This window comes from Catellatospora sichuanensis, from assembly GCF_007483665.1.
GTDB lineage: Bacteria > Actinomycetota > Actinomycetes > Mycobacteriales > Micromonosporaceae > Catellatospora > Catellatospora sichuanensis.
Map to the genome: position 1 here is coordinate 201,760 of NZ_VIQO01000024.1, position 15,871 is coordinate 217,630.

13 protein-coding genes and 1 tRNA gene are annotated in these 15,871 nt (G+C 72.1%); 8 read left to right on the plus strand and 6 right to left on the minus strand.

Annotated elements, in window-relative coordinates; genetic code table 11:
- Positions 1–53: 53 nt before the first annotated feature.
- Both FLL47_RS30485 and FLL47_RS30490 read left to right on the plus strand, forming a co-directional pair.
- Positions 54–1,001 carry a hypothetical protein gene (locus FLL47_RS30485; protein WP_144125211.1) on the plus strand — a complete coding sequence of 316 codons (948 nt, stop codon included), beginning with the start codon at positions 54–56 and terminating at the stop codon, positions 999–1,001.
- A 2-nt stretch (positions 1,002–1,003) separates the two neighbouring features.
- Complete coding sequence (locus tag FLL47_RS30490) at positions 1,004–2,674, plus strand: M16 family metallopeptidase (protein WP_144125214.1); 1,671 nt, start codon at positions 1,004–1,006, stop codon at positions 2,672–2,674.
- Between the two features lie 74 nt (positions 2,675–2,748).
- Here FLL47_RS30490 and FLL47_RS30495 read toward each other — a convergent pair whose 3' ends face one another.
- The 3 genes from FLL47_RS30495 to FLL47_RS30505 form a co-directional block, all read right to left on the minus strand.
- A complete protein-coding gene (locus FLL47_RS30495; protein ID WP_144125217.1) occupies positions 2,749–3,597 on the minus strand; it encodes a DUF4190 domain-containing protein in 849 nt (282 codons plus the stop codon).
- A gap of 101 nt (positions 3,598–3,698) precedes the next feature.
- Positions 3,699–3,775: transfer RNA gene (locus FLL47_RS30500), tRNA-Arg, on the minus strand.
- A gap of 127 nt (positions 3,776–3,902) precedes the next feature.
- A complete protein-coding gene (locus FLL47_RS30505; protein WP_186315997.1) occupies positions 3,903–4,847 on the minus strand; it encodes an alpha/beta hydrolase in 945 nt (314 codons plus the stop codon).
- A 167-nt stretch (positions 4,848–5,014) separates the two neighbouring features.
- Between FLL47_RS30505 and ssb the strand changes: the two genes are divergently transcribed.
- The 4 genes from ssb (at position 5,015) to FLL47_RS30525 (ending at position 9,496) form a co-directional block, all read left to right on the plus strand.
- The gene (gene ssb, locus FLL47_RS30510; protein WP_144125220.1) at positions 5,015–5,668 is read left to right on the plus strand and encodes a single-stranded DNA-binding protein; all 654 of its coding nucleotides are present in this window, start codon (positions 5,015–5,017) and stop codon (positions 5,666–5,668) included.
- Positions 5,669–5,933: 265 nt separating this feature from the next.
- On the plus strand, positions 5,934–7,472 hold the full coding sequence (locus tag FLL47_RS30515) for a cobyric acid synthase (RefSeq protein WP_144125223.1): 1,539 nt from the start codon (positions 5,934–5,936) through the stop codon (positions 7,470–7,472).
- Entirely contained in the window at positions 7,469–8,029 is a 561-nt protein-coding gene (locus FLL47_RS30520) for a uridine kinase family protein (protein ID WP_246158856.1), read from the plus strand. Before FLL47_RS30515 ends, FLL47_RS30520 begins: the two co-directional genes overlap by 4 nt.
- A 93-nt stretch (positions 8,030–8,122) precedes the next feature.
- Complete coding sequence (locus FLL47_RS30525; RefSeq protein ID WP_144125226.1) at positions 8,123–9,496, plus strand: dipeptidase; 1,374 nt, start codon at positions 8,123–8,125, stop codon at positions 9,494–9,496.
- Between the two features lie 184 nt (positions 9,497–9,680).
- On the opposite strand, the gene FLL47_RS44315 is transcribed toward FLL47_RS30525, so the two are convergent.
- Together FLL47_RS44315 and FLL47_RS30535 are read right to left on the minus strand one after the other, a co-directional pair.
- Positions 9,681–10,619, minus strand: a complete 939-nt coding sequence (locus tag FLL47_RS44315; RefSeq protein ID WP_246158858.1) for a hypothetical protein — start codon at positions 10,617–10,619, stop codon at positions 9,681–9,683.
- Positions 10,620–10,743: 124 nt separating this feature from the next.
- A complete protein-coding gene (locus FLL47_RS30535) occupies positions 10,744–11,559 on the minus strand; it encodes an SURF1 family cytochrome oxidase biogenesis protein (protein ID WP_246158859.1) in 816 nt (271 codons plus the stop codon).
- A gap of 194 nt (positions 11,560–11,753) precedes the next feature.
- Between FLL47_RS30535 and FLL47_RS30540 the strand changes: the two genes are divergently transcribed.
- On the plus strand, positions 11,754–12,353 hold the full coding sequence (locus FLL47_RS30540) for a GNAT family N-acetyltransferase (protein ID WP_144125229.1): 600 nt from the start codon (positions 11,754–11,756) through the stop codon (positions 12,351–12,353).
- A 57-nt stretch (positions 12,354–12,410) separates the two neighbouring features.
- Here the strand turns inward: FLL47_RS30540 and FLL47_RS30545 are convergent, their stop codons facing one another.
- Positions 12,411–14,603: a transglycosylase domain-containing protein gene (locus tag FLL47_RS30545; protein WP_246158880.1), complete on the minus strand. Its 2,193-nt coding sequence runs from the start codon at positions 14,601–14,603 to the stop codon at positions 12,411–12,413.
- Positions 14,604–14,755: 152 nt separating this feature from the next.
- Here FLL47_RS30545 and cobT point away from each other — a divergent pair, with 152 nt between their 5' ends.
- The gene (cobT, locus tag FLL47_RS30550) at positions 14,756–15,829 is read left to right on the plus strand and encodes a nicotinate-nucleotide--dimethylbenzimidazole phosphoribosyltransferase (protein ID WP_144125404.1); all 1,074 of its coding nucleotides are present in this window, start codon (positions 14,756–14,758) and stop codon (positions 15,827–15,829) included.
- Positions 15,830–15,871 lie beyond the last annotated feature (42 nt).

Genomic DNA, 15,871 nt, shown 5'->3' on the forward strand with positions numbered 1-15,871 from the left:
CGGCGGTCGTCACGGGGCATCGCACAGCGTGACCGGTCACCTAGGATGCCCCGGTGACGATCATCCCTCGACCGGCGCCACCCCCGTTGGCTCCCACCGTGGCCTTTCCCGAGGTCGAGGACGTACGGGCGTGGTGCCGCCAGGGTGCTTGGAGCGCACTGTCCGACCTGTTCGCGCGGTTGCAGACCGTCGACGACGTCTACTTCATGGCTCGGATCGTGGGAGACCTGCCGGAGGCGGACGCGTTCCTGGCGCAGGCGGCGCAGGCGCAGCCGTCGGCGCTGCTGCCCAAGGTGCTGCTCGGCGCGCGTGCCGTCGGGCTGGCCTGGCAGGCGCGCACCGGCGCGCGGGCGCAGCAGGTCAGCCGGGAGCAGTTCGACGGCATGCACGCGCATCTGCGCCGCGGCGAGCGCTTGTTGATCGAGGTCACCGCCCGTGACCCCGCCGACGGGGCCGCGTGGGCGCTGCGCATCATCAACGCGCGCGGGCTGGAACTAGGCCAGGCCGAGGCCAGGCGGCGCTACGACCGGCTGGCCATGCACCATCCGCACATGCACGGCGCGCAGGCGCAACTGCTCCAGCAACTGTGTCCGAAATGGAGCGGTTCCTGGGAGGCGGCGTTCGCGTTCGCGCGGGCGTGCGCGGCAGCCGCGCCCGAGGGCGGCCCCAACGCCGTGCTGATCGCGCACGCGCACGTGGAGTACTGGCGGGACCTGCGCGGCAGCGAGCGGGCGGCCTACTTCCGCCGCCCCGATGTGGCGCAGGAACTGGTGGAGGCCGCCGCCCGCTCGGTGCTGCACCCGTCGTTCCGGCCGGACTACGGCTGGGTGGGCGCCCACAACCACTTCGCGGCGGTGTTCAGCCTGGCGGGCGACCACCGGCGGGCGCGCGTCCACTTCGAGGCGCTCGGCGACCTGGCCGACCGCGCCCCCTGGGCGTACCTCGGCGATCCGGCCGAGCAGTTCGCCAGATACCGTGCCCTCGCGGCGCGGAGGGGCTGACTGTGCTCGAACTGACCGAGGTCGACGGGGTGCCCACGCTGGTCGCGCCGTCCTCCGGGCAAGCGGCGGCCGGGCTGATCTTCCGGGTCGGCCAGGCCGACGAGACGCTGCCCACGCACGGCATCACCCACCTGGTCGAACACCTGGCATTGCATGACAGCGGGCTGTCCGACTACCACTACAACGGTGAGACGGCTTCCGTCTACACCCATTTCCACCTGCGGGGCTCCGAGTCCGATGTGGTCGGCTACCTCGGCAAGGTCTGCGCCGGGCTCGCCGACCTGCCGATGCACCGGCTGGAGACGGAGAAGGAGATCCTGCGTACCGAGAGTCGCAGCCGTGGCGCCACCAGCGCGCTGCCGCTACGGAGGTACGGCGCGCGGGGCTACGGCCTGCCCAGCTACCCCGAATGGGGGCTGGCCCGGCTGGGCCCCGACGACCTGCGCCAGTGGGTGGAGGACTACTTCACCCGCGAGAACGCCGTGCTGTGGATCGCCGGCAACGGGATCCCCGCCGGCCTGCGGCTGCCACTGCGGCCGGGGGTACGCCGTGCCGCGCCCCTGCCCACGTCGGCGCTGCCGGCGACACCCGCCTGGTTCAGCGGCGACGACACCAGCGTGGTCTTCAGTGCGGTGGTCCGTCGCAGCACCGCCGCCAGCGTCTACTCCGGAGTGCTCGAACGGGAGCTGTTCCGCGACCTGCGGCAGGAGGGCGGCTACTCGTACACCGCCACCTCGTCGTACGACCCGCGCGGTGACGGCTGCGCCACGGTCACCGCGCACGCGGACGCGCTGCCGGGCAAGCAGGACGCCGTGCTCGGCGGCTTCGTCGACGTGCTGGCCCGGATGCGGTACGGCAACATCGATCCGAGCAGCGTCGCCGGCGTACGCACGAAGTCCCTGGAGAAGCTGAACCACCCCGAGATCGAGGCGGCCCGCCTGCCCGGACACGCCCTGAACCTGCTCACCGGCCAGCGCAACCTGACCGTGGACGAGCTGCGCGCGGAGCTCTCGGCCGTCACCGCCGAGCAGGTGCACGCGGTCGCCGCCGAGGCCGTCGACGCCGGGCTGCTGCAGGCACCCCACCGCACCACGGCCGACTGGGCCGGGTTCACCGCCGCCCCGCCGTCCTCGGCGCACGAGGTGGACGGCCGCCGCCATCCGCACCGGGAGGACGCCGCGGTGGAGCTGGTGATCGGGCCGGAGGCGACGAGCATCGTACGCCCCGGCTCGTGCGCCACGGTCCGCTACGACGCGTGCGCGGCCATGATGACGTGGCCCGACGGGGCCCGACGGCTCATCGGCGACGACGGCGTCGTGCTGCACCTGGAACCCACCATGTGGGCGGTGCCGCCCCCCGACCCGGCCGCGCTGGACGCGGCCGTCGAACCGGCCCGGCACATCCCGATGCCTGCCCGCGACCCGGCCACGATCCCCAGGCCCGGTGGGAGACGGGTGGACGCCGGTGGCGCCAACGCCGGTGAGATCATCGCGATGGTGCTGCTGACGCTGGTCGCCGTGGGCCTGGGCACGTTCAGTGTGCTGCTGGCCGTCATCGCCGCCACCACCGGCGGCAAGCCGCTCGACCTGTCGTTGCTCGGCGGCGCGGCGGTGGGCACCGCCCTGTTCGCGACGCCGGTGGTGCTGCTGCTGCGACGGCGCCGTCGGCGGTGAGAACACACCGCGACCGGTGAGCCGACACCGCAGATGAGACGCCGCCCGGTGGGCGACCCGGGCGGCGTCTCGGGTCAGCCCTTGAGCTTGCCCGTGCGTGCCGGGTCGAAGGTGGCGATGCAGGTCACCGCGCGGTCGCCGCGCGCCCAGCTCTCCGCTGTCGGGTAGAGGTAGTACGTGTCCACGGCCGGGTCGTCCACGGCCTTGGGCGCGTACGACTTCAGCAGGTCCGCGCAGCGCGGGTCGGCCTTCTTCTCGATCGCGTCGACGCCGGGGTAGGCGGTCTCGGTCAGCTTGAACTCGGCGTAGACCTCACCGTCGTGCGGCTCACTGCACGGCACCACCGGCAGCTCCTCGATCTCGTCCTCGGTGTTGAGGTCGTTGAGGCAGTCACCGATGCGCAGCGAGTAGACGGAGGTGTCGTCCCCGCCGGTCGTGCTGGTGGTGCCGGTGGTGCTGTCGTCGTTGGCGGCCACGATCGCCAGGCCGATCACGCCGCAGATGACCAGCGACCAGATCGTGCTGAGGACCAGGCCGGCCACGGCCATGCCCTTGCCGCTCTGGTTGCGCTTCTTGATCTGCGACAGCGCCACGAAACCGAAGATGAAGCCGAGCAGGACGCCGCCCATGACGCCGAAGACCAGCGAGGCGATGGCGAAGCCGTTGGTTCCCGACTTCGCCGGGGGCAGCTGCTGGTACGGGACGCCGTAGCCGCCGGGTGGCGTCTGCTGCGGCGGAGCACTGAAGGGCTGGCCCGCGGCGTACTGAGGGCCGGTGCCGTACTGCTGGCCCGTGCCGTACTGGGGGTTCGAACCGTAGGGCGCGTACGGGTCGGCGGGCGGGCCGGACTGCGGCGGTGCCGGGACCTGCGGGTACGGCTGCCCGTAGGGCGGCGGAGTCGGTTCAGGAGAGGGGTAGCTCACCGGCGGAAGTTATCACCACAGGCCGACGGGACGCGCGGTCGTTCTCGCGTGGCTGGACGGGTGGGCAGGCATTGCTCGCCCCTCGGTGACCATGCGTGATGTGGTGCGCCCGGCAGGACTCGAACCTGCGACCTGAGGATTAGAAGGCCCCTGCTCTATCCAGCTGAGCTACGAGCGCGCGATTGAAGGCTACCGTGCGGGACGACCGGCGTGATCGGCTACCCGGCGGAAGTTGACCACGATCCTAGGCCAGCGACACGCCGTTCGAACAGCAACTTAAGTTCATGATCAACCTGGTGGTGGGGTCAGTGCAGCTGGGTCTGGAGCCAGTGGGCGGACTCGGTGAAGAAGCGGTCGCGGGCGGGCTGGCGGGACAGGGTCAGGTCGTGCTTGCCGCCCTCGATGCGCACCAGTGTCACGTCGCGGCCGAGTGCCGGTGCCCAGCGCACGATGTGGTCGACGTTGAGCACGGCGTCGGCCTCGTGCGCCAGCTCCGACCACTGCCGCTGCCGGTACGACGCCGTCGAGCAGCCGACGAACACCGGCACCTGCAGGCCCAGCCCGGCGTGCAGGCGGCGCTGGCCACTGCGGATCGCCTTGAGCCAGGCGACCCGGACCGGGAACCCGGTCACGGGCTTCCAGTCGACCCGGTAGTCCCACTCGCCGTCGTGGTCGCGGTGCAGGCTCCGGCCGTACAGGCCGGGCAGCTTCAGCGGCACCACGCGGTAGGGCGCGCGCTGGGCGAGTGAGCCGACCGCCGACACGGCCGGGCGGCGCATGATCCATGGCGCGTTGATGTCGAAGAACGGGCTGTTGAGGAGCAGCCCGTCGACGAGCCGGTCGGCGGCGCGGGCGTGCGCCCACAGCGAGGAGATGAGGCCCCCGGTCGAGTGCGCGGCGACCACCATCGTGTCGTGGCCGTCCTCCTCGCGGATGATCCGCGCCGCCTCGTCCAGCTCGGGAAAGTACTCGGCCATGCTGCGGGCGAAGTTGGGCGTCTGGTGGGGCAGCAGGCTGCGGCCGTACTTGCGCAGATCCAGGGCGTAGAAGTCGTAGCCGCGCTCGACGAAGAAGTCGGCCAGGTGTCTCTGAAAGAAGTAATCGGTGAATCCGTGCAGGTAGAGCACCGCGCGGCCGGTGCTTTCGGGCGCACGCCGGCTGACCAGCGTCGCGACGACGGGGCCCTGGTCGTCGTCGGGGAGTTCGATGACCCGCTGCAGGTACGGCTCGCCCAGGATGTCGGTCTGCACGCCGCTATGTTACCGCGAGGTAGGGGTCTGCCTTAACAGATCAACTCCATGATCAGGGCGTTATCCCCAAGCCGCGCATCGTCCACAGCTCGCGGGGCTGAGGGATGGCTCGGCACCGCGCTCTCGGCGCACCCTCTGTGCATCGGACGCCGAGAGGAGAAATGACAGTGTTCGACACGAACGTCACGATCGTGGGCAATGTCCTCACCGCGCCGGAGTGGCGGCGCACCAGCCAGTCCGGGCAGCTCGTGGCCAACTTCAAGGTGGCCTCCACGGCCCGCCGGCTGGACCGGGCCAACAACCGCTGGGTCGACGGGAACAGCCTGCGCGTGCGGGTCAACTGCTGGCGGCGGCTCGCCGAGGGCGTCGCCAGCTCGGTGATGGTGGGCGATCCCGTCGTGGTCGTCGGCCGCCTCTACACCCGGGACTGGATCGACGAGGACGGCCAGCGCCGCGTGATGTACGAGCTGGAGGCGGCGGCGGTCGGCCACGACCTGTCCCGGGGCCGGGGCAGGTTCGCCCGGACCAAGCCGGGCACCTCGACCAGCGCGGTCGAGGACGGCACGGGTGAGAGCCGGGTGGGCGGCGAGGAGACCGAGGCCGCGCCGGACATGCGGATCGGCCCCGACCCGAACGACCCGCTGTTCGCCGACGACGACGCGTTCGGCGGGGCGTTTGACCTCGACGCGATCGCGTCGCTGCGCGGCGGCGGCCTGCAGGCCGAGCTCGTCGCCGACGAGCAGGACGCCGACGGGGAGGAGGACGAGGACCTCGACGAGGACGAGGCGGCGGCCCGCTCACGCGTGCCCGTCGCGGCATAGACCCCTGGGAGGGGGCATGGCCCGTTCCGCCGTCCGCGGTAGGGACGCGCGTCGGCGGCCCGCGGTAGCGGCGGGCGCATCAGCGGGCGGGCCATGTCGTGCAGGGGAGGGGCGGCCGGCGGGCTTGCTGGGGAGGCCGGTCGCCCCGCTCCCTGGACACTCCCGGGCCAGGTCTCGGGCGTGACCGCGGCGGCGCGACGGTGCGGCCGGGTCGTCGCCGTTCCGGCATGGCAGACGGCCCACCGCGTTCCCCTAGGCTGGGAGCATGAGCGGGATCTTGATAGCCGGCACGACCTCCGACGCCGGCAAGAGCGTGCTGACCGCCGGGGTGTGCCGCTGGCTGCACCGCCGCGGTGTGCGGGTGGCCCCGTTCAAGGCGCAGAACATGTCGAACAACTCGGCGGTCGTCGTCGACGCGTCGGGCCGCGGCGGTGAGATCGGGCGGGCGCAGGCGCTCCAGGCGGTCGCCAGCGGGCTGGAGCCGCAGGTGCGGTTCAACCCGGTGCTGCTCAAGCCCGGCAGCGACCACACCAGCCAGGTCGTGCTGATGGGGCAGGCGGTGGACACCATCGACGCGGCGAACTTCCGGCGGCTGAAGTCGGCCATGTCGGGTGCGGCGTTCGCCGCCTACGACGAGCTGCGGGCCGAGTACGACGTGGTGGTGTGCGAGGGCGCGGGCAGCCCGGCGGAGATCAACCTTCGGGATCACGACTACGTCAACATGGGGCTGGCCCGGCACGGGCGGATGCCCACGATCGTGGTCGGCGACATCGACCGCGGCGGCGTCTTCGCGGCCATGTTCGGCACGGTCGCCCTGCTCGACGCCGAGGACCAGGCGCTGATCGCCGGGTTCGTGGTCAACAAGTTCCGCGGCTCGCGGGAGCTGCTCCAGCCCGGCATCGACATGATCGAGGCGGCCACCGGCCGGACCGTGTACGGCGTGCTGCCGTTCGATGTGGACCTGTGGCTCGACGCGGAGGATGCGCTCGCGTACGGGCGGGTGCTCGGGCGACCCGGCCCGGCCCGGGGCCAGGAGTGGTTGCGGGTCGCCGTGGTGCGGTTGCCGCACATCTCCAACGCCACCGACGCCGAAGCCCTGGCCTGCGAGCCGGGGGTGAGCGTGCGGCTGACCGTCGAGCCGGGCGAGATCGCCGACGCCGACCTGGTGGTGCTGCCGGGCACCAAGGCGACCGTGGACGACCTGCGCTGGCTGCGCGACACCGGACTGGACCGGGCGGTGCTCGCGCATGCCCGCGCGGGTCGGCCGCTGCTGGGCATCTGCGGCGGTTTCCAGATGCTGTCCGAGCAGATCGCCGACGAGGTGGAGAGCCGCCGCGGCGACGTTTCCGGCCTCGGGCTGCTGCCGGTGCGGATCGTGTTCGCGCCGGACAAGACGCTGTCCCGGCCGGCCGGTCAGGCGCTCGGGGCGCAGGTGCGCGGTTACGAGATCCATCACGGGCAGGTGGCGTACCGCGATCCGGCGCTGGCCTCGCTGATCACCCTGCCCGGCGGCGAGTCGGAGGGCGTGGCCGCCGGCAACGTGTTCGGCACGCACTGGCACGGCGCGTTCGAGTCCGACGAGTTCCGCCGCCGCTTCCTCACCCTGGTCGCGGGCCTGGCCGGGCGGCACGGGTTCGAGGTTGCGCCGGACACGAGCTTCGCGGCGATGCGCGAGGCGACCGTCGACCGGCTCGGTGACCTGGTGGAGGAGCACCTGGACACCGAGGGCCTCTGGCAGCTGATCGAGAAGGGAGCGCAGGTGGGCCTGCCGTTCCTGCCGCCCGGTGCGCCGACGCTCGCATGACGGCCGAAGTGATGGGCGACGAGGTCACGCGGCTGTTCGCGGCGCCGCCGCGGCTCGGGCGCAGCAGGCTGGTGCTGGTCGACGGGCCGAGCGGGGCCGGCAAGACCTTCTACGCGGCGCGGCTGGCGCGGGCGCTGGGCGAGCGCTCGGTCTCGGTGGTGCACACCGATGACCTGATCGACGGCTGGGACGACCAGTTCACCTACTGGTCGCGGCTGGAGCGGCAGGTGCTCGCGCCGATCCGGCTCGGCGCGCCGGGCGGCTACCACCCGTACGACTGGCACCTGCAGCGCTTCGGCACCGAGTGGGTGACCGTGTGGCCCGCCGAGGTCGTGCTCGTCGAGGGGGTGGGCAGCGCCCGCGAGCAGGGCCGGGCCTGGGCGAACCTCACCGTGTACGTGGACGCCCCGCCCGCGGTGCGCCGGGCCCGCAGCGTGCTGCGCGACGGACCGGCGATGCAGCCGGTGCTGCGCCGGTGGCGGCGGCGCGAGGCGATCCACTTCGCCGCCGACTGCACCGCCGCGCTGGCCGACCTGCGCGTCGACGGCGCCGGCTGACCGGCGCCTTCCCGGGGTCCCGGCCGGGTGGCACCGGCCCCAACAGGCCGATCGCCGTGCAGGTCGTCCGGGGGCCGTGACAGGATCATCCTCATGACGACCCTCACTGTTGACGAGCTGCGCGCTGCGATCGAGCGCGAGCTCCCGGGGGTACGGGCCGACCTCGAGGCGCTCGTACGCATCCCCGGTATCGCCTTCGACGGCTTCGACTTCGCCCCGCTGGAGCGTTCCGCCCAGGCGGTCGCCGAACTCATGCGCGGCGTCGGGCTCGACGTGCAGGTCAGCCGGATCGGCGACGGGCACCCCGCGGTCATCGGCCGCCGCCCGGCCCCGGACGGCGCGCCGACCGTCCTGCTCTACGCCCATCACGACGTCCAGCCGGTCGGCGACCTGAGCAAGTGGGAGTCCGAGCCGTTCGAGCCGACCGAGCGCGACGGCCGCCTCTACGGCCGCGGCGCCGCCGACGACAAGGCCGGCGTCATGGCGCACATCGCGGCGCTGCGCGCGTTCGGCTGCGGCACCGACGACGACCGGCTGCCGCTGGGCGTGGTCGTGTTCGTCGAGGGCGAGGAGGAGTTCGGCTCCGACTCGCTGCCGGGCCTGCTCGCCAAGCACAAGGAGGAGCTGTCGGCGGACGTCATCGTCATCGCCGACTCCGGCAACTGGGACATCGGCGTGCCCGCGCTCACCACCTCGCTGCGCGGCATCGTGAACACCTTCGTCGACGTGCAGGTGCTGGAGTCCGCGGTGCACAGCGGCATGTTCGGCGGCCCCGTCCCCGACGCGCTGACCGTGCTGTGCCGGCTGCTGGCGACCCTGCACGACGCCAACGGCGACGTGGCGGTGCCAGGCCTGGTCAGCGGCGAGGCCGCGCCGCTGGACTACCCCGTGGACCGCTATCGCGCGGAGGCGGGCATCCTCGACGGCGTCGAGCTGATCGGCACCGGCCGCATCGTCGACCGGATGTGGACCAAGCCGGCGCTGGCGGTGCTCGGCATCGACGCGCCGCGTACGGCCGAGGCGCCCAACGCGCTGGTGCCGGCGGCCCGCGCCAAGCTGAGCATGCGGCTCGCCCCCGGGGACGACCCGAAATCGGCGTACCAGGCGCTGATGGCGCACCTGGAGAAGCACGTGCCATGGGGTGCGAAGCTCAGCTTCGAGTTCGAGCACGACGGCAACCCGTGCGTGATCGACGCGACCGGCAAGTACTTCGACGCGGCCCGCGCGGCGTTCGCCACCGCCTGGGACGGCACGGAGCCGGTCGAGATCGGCGTCGGCGGCTCGATCCCGTTCATCGCCACCTTCCAGGAGATGTACCCCGGCGCGTCCATCCTGGTCACCGGCGTAGAGGACCCGCACGCCAAGGCGCACGGCCCGAACGAGAGCCTGCACCTGGGCGAGTTCGCCCGGGTCTGCCTCGCCGAGGCCCTGCTCCTGCACAACGTGGCCGCGGCCGCCGCAGCCTGATTCCCGCCGCCCGCCGCCAAGCGCCTCGGCGCGGGAACGGCGGGCGGCACCCCGCGCCCATACCCGGTTTCGCATTGACGTTGGCCTATCACATCGAGTCTGATCCACGTTTTCTCGATGTGATAGGCCAACGTCTATCTTGGACGCGCCGGGACGGGGTCCGGGCGGTGCCCCGTCGGCCTGGTTACAGGGCTGCCAGGGAGCGGGCGTAGTTGACCTGGGCGTGGATGTGGGCGACCACGCGCTGGTCGGTCACCGGGATGCGGACCACGTACTGCCGCTGGCCGTTGGTGATGATGACCTGGACCGTGCCGTTGTACCGGGTCTCCTTGGCGAGCAGGAAGAGCAGGCTCAGGAAGCAGACCAGGAAGAAGCCCACCACGGCGCAGACGACCGCCCAAGCGGGGATGCGCTGCTGGGAGTGCCACTGGTCGCTGACCGCCCACTGCGAACCGCGCAGCGGGATCTCGCCCGCCGGCGTGTGGATCGTGGTCGAGCTGACGGACACCTCGCCGAGCTGCACGAGCACCGGACCGGGTCCTGCGGCCGGTCGGCCGGGGGGCGTGGCCGGGGGACGTGTCGCCGGAGCCGGGGTGTGCGGCAGCTGCAAGCGCGGCGGCGCGGGCTGTGTCGGCTGCGTGGCGCGGGCCGCGGGCGGCGGCGCGACGGGCGGAACCGGCGGTGCCACGGGTGCGGCCGGAGCCGGTGGTGCGGCGGCGACGGGCGGCGTCCACGGCGACGGGGCGACCGGGGGAGTGGAGACCTGCGCGGACCCGACGGCGGGTGCGGAGGAGATCGGCGCGAGCGGTGGTGTGGCCACCTGCGCGGAACCCACGGCGGGTGCGGAGGAGATCGGGGCCGTCGGCGCGGTGGGGACGGATGCCGAGCCCACGGCGGGTGCCGGCGGGATGGGCTGCGTCGGGTCGGCCGGCGGCGTGGGGAGGTAGACCACGGGCATGGTCGGCGGGGCCGGCGGTTCGCTCGGCGGGGCAGCGACCGGGACCTGAGCTGCGTCGGGCATCTCGGCGCGGGCGCGCGCGCCGAAGGCCTTCATCGGCTCGGTCGGCAGCGGGAGGGTCGGCGGCAGGTCGGGGCGCGGCTGGTCGGGCTGCTCGTCGGTCACACCGGCACGATAGCCGTTGCCCGTTCACGGCATCGGCTGCCTCGGGCGCTCACGGGTGCGGCTGGCCGTGCCCGAGGCGACACCATGCGTTCCGGCGCGGCCGTCCGCACCGGACGGTCGCGGGTCAGGCGGAGGCGGCGGCGGTTTCCGGTGAGGGCTCCGGGTCCGGGCCGGTGCCGGACTCCTCGGCGGCCCGCTGCTCGCGCAGGTCCTTGCGGGCCAGGAAGGCCACGCCGACCAGCGCACCGGCCGCGAAGATCCACCACTGCACCGCGTACCCGAGGTTGAGCCAGTCGTTCTCGTGGCCGACCTCGATCGCGGTCAGCCCCTGTGCGCCGGGGGTGTCGGAGTCGGCGAGCACGTATGCGCCGAGCACCGGGTAGGTGAGCTTGTCGGCGATGGCGGGCACGCTGACCCGGCGGGTCTCCCAGTGGCCGTTGCGCTGGTCGACGGCGCCGGCGCCGGACTCGGTCAGGTGCACTCGGCCGACGACGGTGACGGTGCCGCCCGGTGCCGCGGGGAACTGCGGCGCGACGGTGATGCCGTCGGGGTGCGGCGGCACCCAGCCGCGGTCGACCAGCAGCGCCGAGCCGTCGGCAAGCAGCAGCGGGGTGAGGATCTCGTAGCCCACCTGCCCGTCGACGGTGCGGTTGCGCACCAGGATCTCCTGCGTGGTGTCGTACCGGCCGGTCGCGGTGACCCGCGTCCAGGCCGCGTCCTCTCCCGGGCCCGGTGCCGCGCCCTTGCTGCCGGTGGCGGCGGCCAGCACTTCGCCGACCGGCACGGGTGTGACCACGGTGCTGGCATCGATCCGGTCGTTGATCGCGCTGCGCAGCTCGTAGCGGCTCCACTGCCAGCGGCCGAGCAGCACCATCACGAAGGAGGCGAGCAGGGCGACGGCGAAGACGGTCAGCCAGCGGCGGGAGAGGAGGGCGTGCACCCGGGCAGTTTACCCACGCCCTGAGCTGTGAGTTCTGTCACGGCCGATCGGTGGAGCGGTCACTCGGGCGACCGGATGGCACAGCGGGTATGGTGCAGCTTCGGACAGCGGCCGCTCGTCCAAGGATCAGCTCTGTCGAGGATCAGGTCATGTGCTCCGCCGAGGCGGCCGCCCTTACGTCTGGAGTATGTCGTATGTCTGCCAATCCCGATTCCGGCGTGGCCGGGCTGGGCAACGTCGCGGTGCGCCGCTTTCCGACGATGACCGTGCAGACGCCGCGGCTGGACGTGCGCCCGCTGGTGGCCGCCGACGCCGACCCGGTGACGGAGATCTTCGCGGACAAGCAGACGCAGCGCTGGCTGCCGTTCCCGAAGGAGTTCGGCCAGATCGACGGGCGCTCGTGGTGCACGGAGATGGCGGGGGAGCGCCGCGACAGCGGGGCCGGCGACCACTACGGCATCGTGCGGCGCGAGGACCAGCGGCTGGTCGGCTGCCTGTGGACCAAGCGCACGGACTGGGTCGGCCGGGTCACCGAGATCTCGTACGCGGTCTCCGCGGACACCCGCGGGCTGGGCATGGCCCCGGAGGCGGTGGACGCGCTGACCCTGGCGCTGGTGCTGGAGCACGGCTTTCAGCGCATCGAGCTGCGGGTGGCCCCGGGCAACACGGCCTCGCGCCGGGTCGCCGAGAAGGCCGGCTTCACCTACGAGGGCCTGCTGCGCAACGCCGGATACGTGCACAGCGGCCGGGTGGACCTGGAGGTCTGGTCCATCGTCGCGGCCGATCTGCGCTGAGCTCACACAGTGCAGGGGCCCCGCCGATCGGCGGGGCCCCTGCACTGTGTGAGCCGTTCAGTTCTTCTTCTTCTTCTTCATCTTCGGCAGGTTCGCCGGCTTCTTTCCGAGGATCTTGTCGGAGGGCGGGCTGAAGTGCTGCACGTCCTTGCCCTTCAGCGAGTCCTTCAGGGTGTACGCCACGGTCTCGATCGGTTTCCAGGCGTTGTAGTCGCCGGTGGCGTGGAACGGGTTGTCCGGGTCGGCCATGAACGCCGCCGCGGCCAGCTCCTTGGTGAACCCGACGAACCAGGCGGCCCGGGTGTCGTCGGTGGTGCCGGTCTTGCCCGCGACCGGCCGGTCGACCATGCCGTAGACGCCGGGGGCGGTGGACCAGCCGCCGCAGCCGCCCTTGGCCGCGCCGTACCCGGTGACGCAGCGCATCGCGTCGGTGGCGGCACGGGCCACGTCCTTGCTGACCTCCTGCCGGCAGCGGGGCGTCGCGACCGGCACCTGCTGGCCCTTGACCTCCATCATCGCCGGGCTGCCGTCGGGCTTGACGATGCCGAGCACCGGCAGCGGGTCGCAGTACTTGCCGTCGGCGGCCATGGTGGCGTACGCGTTGGCCATCTCCAGCGGCGTGGTGTCCGCGACACCGAGGGTGAACGAGCCCCAGGTCTTGGACTTGCCCGGCGACGCCTGCAGCTGGTCGATGTCGGTGCGCCACTTCAGGCCGAGCCGCTCGGCCATGCGGACCGCCTTGTCCGCGCCGACCTTCTGCTCCAGCTGCACGAAATACGTGTTGACCGACTTGCCGAAGCCCGACCACATGGCGTGGTTGCCGGTCATCGAGCCGCTGGCGTTGGACGGGCACCAGTGCCCGCCGCCGCAGGAGCCGCGCTCGCCCCAGCCGGCGAAGTACTGCGACTTGTACCGGTGCGGCGCGTAAAACCAGGTGTTCATCTTCATCCCGGCGTCGAGCGCGGCGACCATCGTGAAGATCTTGAACGTCGAGCCCGCCTGGTAGCCCGGCAGGTTGCCGCCGCCGAGCAGCGGGTTCACCGTGTTCGGGTAGTTGCCCTTGACCTTGCCGTAGCGCTTGGGGTCGGTGTGCGCCCCGTTGCCCGCCTGGTCGAGCGAGTAGGTGCGGTTCACCGCCATGGCCTTGACCAGCCCGGTGCCGGGCTGCACCACGACCTCGCCCAGGGCGTACGCGCTGCCGATCGGCTGGCGCTTGGTGACGTGGTCCATCGCGATGTCCTGGACCTTCGGGTCCAGCGAAGTGGTGATCTTGTAGCCGCCGCGGCGCAGGTTGTCCTCGCGCTCGCCCGGGTTGGCCCCGAAGGCCGGCTGCGACAGCCACCAGTTCTTGAACATGTCGCAGAAGAAGCCCCAGCTGTTGTTCTTCTTGCCCACCGCGATGCAGTCGTTCGGCGGCTCGGTGATCTTCAGCTTGATGGGTTCCTTCTTCGTCGTCGCCGCGACCTCAGGCGTGATGTAGCCGAGTTCCGCCATGCGGTCGATGACGTAGTTGCGCCGCTGGGTGGCGGCCGTCTGGTCGCTGCCCGCCGGGTCGTATGCGGTGGGTGCCTTGACGAGGCCGGCCAGCGTGGCCGACTCGGCCAGCGTCAGGTCCTTCGGCAGCTTGGAGAAGAAGATCTGCGCCGCGGCGAAGACTCCGTACGCGCGGTGGCCGAAGTAGGCCACGTTCAGGTAGCGCTCGAGGATGTCGGTCTTCGACAGCTCCTTCTCCACCTTGATGGCCAGCCGGGCCTCACGGATCTTGCGCAGCGGGGTCTGCTCGGTCGCCGCCATGACCTCGCTGGGGGTCTGCGCGCCGTCGCGCAGCGCCATGCGCACGTACTGCATGGTCAGCGTCGAGGCGCCCTGAGACACCTCGCCCGCGGTGTGGTTGGCCACGAAGGCACGCGCGATGCCCTTGGCGTCGACGCCGTTGTGCTCGTAGAAGCGCCCGTCCTCGCTGGCCACGATCGCCTTGCGGATGTTGTCCGAGACCTCGGCGATCGGCGAGTACTTGCGGTGTTCCTCGTAGAAGTTCGTGAGCAGCGTCTTGCCGTCGGAGGCGTACACGTAACTGGTCTGCGCCGGCGGCAGGCTCTTGAGCTCGGCCGGCAGCGAGTCGTAGAAATCGGCGCCGGCCTTCAGCCCCAGGCCGCCCACCGCGGCGAGGGGGTAGGTGACCGCGGCGACGACGACGCCTGCGAGCAAGCCCGAGCGCAGGATCGGCGCGAGACGTCCGGTGGCGGAAATTGCACCTTTTAGGCGGCTAAGCGGCTTCACCCTACAAAGGTAGGACAAACTACTCAGGAGATGGATTCAAAGCAGTAAAAGACGCGACGTTTTCTACCCCCGAGTCGGCATCGCGACAGCCGACGTGGTGAGGTGAGGTCGTGACGAGTGAGCTGTTGGGCTTAACGATCGAGGCGGTCCGTCCGCTCGACGGCGCCGCGATGAAGCAGGCGCGCGAACTGCAGTCGCGGCTGACCAAGCCGGCCGGATCGCTCGGTGAGCTGGAGGAACTGTCGGTGCGCCTGGCCGGGCTGACCGCGGTCTGCCCGCCACCGCTGCTGGAGCCGGCCCAGCTCGCCGTCTTCGCCGGGGACCACGGCGTACACGCGCAGGGCGTGACCCCGTGGCCGCAGGAGGTCACCGCGCAGATGGTCGGCAACTTCCTGGCCGGCGGCGCGGCCGTGAACGCGCTGGCCCGGCAGACCGGCGTGACGGTGACCGTGGTCGACATCGGCGTCGCCGCCGACCTGCCCCCGGCCGACGGCCTGATCTCGGCCAAGGTCCGGCACGGCACCCGGGACATGACCGTCGAGCCCGCGATGACCCGCGCCGAGGCACAGGCCGCGCTCGAGGTCGGCATCCAGACCGCGCACGCGATGATCGACGGCGGAGCCCGGGTGCTGCTCACCGGGGACATGGGCATCGGCAACACGACCGCGTCGGCGGCACTCATCTCCGCGTTCACCGGCCGCGACGCCGGTGTGGTGACCGGCTACGGCACCGGCATCGACGCGCCCACCCACCTGCGCAAGGTCGAGGTGATCCGGCAGGCGCTGGCGCTGCACGGCCCGTCCTGGGGCGGCGAGCCGGCCACCGACCCGGTGGCGGTGCTGGCCGCGCTCGGCGGCCTCGAGCACGCCGGGCTGACCGGCTTCATCCTCGGCGCGGCGTCGCGCCGGGTGCCGGTCATCCTCGACGGCGTGATCGCCGCCGCCGCCGCACTGGCGGCCGCCGCCCTCGCGCCCAGCAGCCGGGACGCCATGATCGCGGGACACCAGTCGGTCGAGCCGGGCGCTAGCGTGGCGCTGTCGCAGCTCGAACTGAACCCGCTGCTCGACCTCGGCCTCCGGCTGGGCGAGGGCACGGGCGCGGTGCTGGCCTACCCGATCGTCGCCGGCTCGGTGCGGGTCCTGCACGAGATGGCGACATTCGACAGCGCCGGTGTCGCCGCGAAGGTCGAGGAGTGAGCGGCGGGTGGTGGCTCGCCGTTGAACCGAGTGAGGACACCC

Excerpts from the sequence above, each read along its gene's own strand:
- FLL47_RS30540 (WP_144125229.1), top strand. The coding sequence starts at position 11,754 with ATGTCTGCCAATCCCGATTCCGGCGTGGCCGGGCTGGGCAACGTCGCG.
- FLL47_RS30525 (WP_144125226.1), top strand. The coding sequence starts at position 8,123 with ATGACGACCCTCACTGTTGACGAGCTGCGCGCTGCGATCGAGCGCGAG.
- FLL47_RS30520 (WP_246158856.1), top strand. The coding sequence starts at position 7,469 with ATGACGGCCGAAGTGATGGGCGACGAGGTCACGCGGCTGTTCGCGGCG.
- FLL47_RS30515 (WP_144125223.1), top strand. The coding sequence starts at position 5,934 with ATGAGCGGGATCTTGATAGCCGGCACGACCTCCGACGCCGGCAAGAGC.